The sequence below is a fragment of the Streptomyces synnematoformans genome (assembly GCF_039531005.1).
GTDB lineage: Bacteria > Actinomycetota > Actinomycetes > Streptomycetales > Streptomycetaceae > Streptomyces > Streptomyces synnematoformans.
The window spans coordinates 1-2583 of record NZ_BAAAPF010000543.1 but is presented as its reverse complement, the minus strand read 5'-3'; the positions used below and the strand labels follow the sequence as shown (position 1 = coordinate 2583).

Here is a 2583-nt window from a genome sequence, read left to right as displayed (position 1 = left end):
GGCACCGCCGCCGCGCCCACGCCCAGCGGCACGGCGGGCGCCGAGGACGACGAGCCGGCCGGCTCCGGCTCGTCCGCGGCGCGCGCCTTCGTCGCCGGGGCGGTCGGCTCCGCGCTCGGGCTCGGGTCGCTGCCCAGGTCGGGCAGGGCGGGGAGCCGCGCGTCGGCGTCCAGGGCGACGGCGACGGAGAGGGGGTCCATGACGGTGCCGGCCTTGTAGAGCCCGCCGAAGGCCTTCGCGCCCCGGGCGGTGAGCTTCGCGGGCGCCTCGGTGACGGCGACGAGTCCGTCCCTGGCCCGCAGCCGTTCGACCGGGAAGGTGACGAGCGGGGTGTCCGCGGCGGTGTCGCCGTCGCCGGCGACGTCGGCGACGAGGGTGCCCCTGCCGTTCGCGACGGTCACCGAGACGCCGCTCAGCCGGAGGTCGAGCCGTTCGCCGGTGAAGTGCAGGGTGCCGGCAAAGTCGGCGTCGAGCCGCTGCTTCCGGGCGTCGTACGTCCCCTCCGCGGGGCCGAAGCGGAACAGCGCCCCGCCGTCCTCGGCGCCCCCGCCGAGCCGCCAGCTCCCCTGGGCGACGGGGCCCGTGACGTAGTCGCGGAAGGTGCGGCGTACGCCCCAGTCGACGGCGCCGTCGACGATCTCGCCGCGGGCCGCGGCCGTCCCGCCGCCCGCCCGGCGCTCGCCGCCGTCGTCCGCCGGCTTCTCCGAGGGGTCGGGGCCGTCGTCGGAGCCGTCCGCCGGCGCACGCAGGTCGACCGACAGGCTGACCGGGTCGAGCGCGGTGCCCGCCGGGTAGTAGCCGGCGAAGGCCTCCTCGCCCTCGGCGGTCAGCGTCGCGGGCACGCCGTCGAGGGCGAGGGGACCGGCGGCGCCGCGCATGTCGAGCCCGCCGAGGTCGAGTTCGGCCAGGGCGGCCTGGCCGGCGGTGGACATCCGGCCGGTCTCGCGGTCCCTGCTGGCGACGTCGGCGTGCAGGGTGCCGCGGCCGTCGGCGATACGGACGGTGAAGGCGCGCAGGGTCATGTCGAGGCGGTGGGTGCCGTTCTCCTCGTGCCCGGTGAAGTGCACGCCGCCGCCGAACGCGGCGGTGAGCGCGCCGGTCTCCGGGTCGTACGAGCCGGTGGCGGAGTGGAACCGGAACCCGGTGGCGGCGCCGTCGAGCAGCGTCCACTCCCCCTGCGCGATGGGGCCGGTGAGGTACGTCAGGAACGACTCCTTGATCCCCCAGTCCAGCCGGCCGCCGTCGACGGTGCGCGCCGCCGCCTGCGCGGGCGCCGCCGCGGCGGCGCCGGCGCCCACGACGAACGTGCCGGTGAGCAGCGTGGCCGCGGCGGCGGCGACGAGACGGGTGCGCCCGGGCCGGCCCCTCGGCAGCAAGGTGGCGGCCAGGACGCGCAGGCGCCGCAGCATGGGTTCCCTCCCGATCTGGTTTCTTAGGTGAGGCTAACCTAAGCTATCGCCGAGCGGGTCGGAAGCCCCCGGCCCCGCGAGCCCTCTGGAACGCCGAAGGTGGAACCGGTGCCGCGAACTACCCGTGTCTCCCGCGCCCTTGCGGCCGCGGCCGCCCTGGCGATCGCACTGGCCGGCTGCGGCTGCGGCTCCGGCGGCGACTCCGGCGACGGCGGCGGTACGCGCGGGGAGGCGCCGGCCGACCGCGTCGACCCGATCACCGACGAGGCCGTGCCCCGGCTGCCGGCGACCGTGCGGTCCGCCGACGGGCGCGAGGTCACCGTCACCGGGGCGGACCGGATCGTGCCGCTCAGCGGCTCGATCTCCGAGCTGGTCTTCTCCCTCGGGCTCGGCGACCGCGTCGTCGCCCGCGACGTCACCGCCACCTTCGAGCAGGCGAGCGACCTGCCGGTGGTGACCCGGGCGCACGACGTCTCCGCGGAGAGCGTGCTGTCGCTGGAGCCGGACGTGGTGCTGGCCGAGGAGACCACCGGGCCGGCGGAGGCGATCGACCAGATACGGGCCGCGGGCGTGCCGCTCGTCGTCTTCGACCCGGCGCGGGACCTCGGCGACGTCGCCGGCCGCATCGACGCGGTGGCCGCCGCGCTCGGCGTCGCCGACGAGGGCGCGAAGCTGCGCGAGCGCGCTCGAGAGCGGATCGAGGCCGCCCGCGCCGAGATCCCGTCCGGCGGCGAGAAGCCGCGGGTGGCGTTCCTGTACGTGCGCGGCTCGGCGTCCGTGTACATGCTGGGCGGCGCACGCTCCGGGGCCTCGTCGCTGATCGAGGCGGCGGGCGGCGTGGACGCCGGCAAGGAGTCCGGTCTCGACAAGGACTTCACGCCGATCACGAGCGAGGCGCTGGCGCGGGCGGCGCCCGACGTGCTGCTGGTGATGACGAAGGGGCTGGAGTCGGTGGGCGGGGTCGACGGGCTCGTCGAACTGCCGGGCGTCGCGCAGACGCCGGCGGCGATGGACCGGCGGATCGCGTCGGTCGACGACGGCGTGCTGCTCAACTACGGGCCGCGCACGGACGCGGTGCTGCGCAGCCTGGTGGAGCAGATCCACGCGCCGGGCGAGGACCGATGACGTCGTCGGCGCGACTGCCGCCGGGCGGGGGCCGGATCGGGGTCGGGGA

2 protein-coding genes are annotated in these 2583 nt (G+C 77.1%); one reads left to right on the top strand and one right to left on the bottom strand.

Annotated features, from left to right (window positions below; all coding sequences use genetic code 11):
- A partial coding sequence (locus tag ABD317_RS35730; protein ID WP_344296002.1) for an HtaA domain-containing protein occupies positions 1-1409 on the bottom strand: 1409 nt, incomplete at its 3' end.
- 108 nt (positions 1410-1517) lie between these two features.
- Here ABD317_RS35730 and ABD317_RS35725 point away from each other — a divergent pair.
- Entirely contained in the window at positions 1518-2534 is a 1017-nt protein-coding gene (locus tag ABD317_RS35725) for a heme/hemin ABC transporter substrate-binding protein (RefSeq protein WP_344295999.1), read from the top strand.
- Positions 2535-2583: the final 49 nt, after the last annotated feature.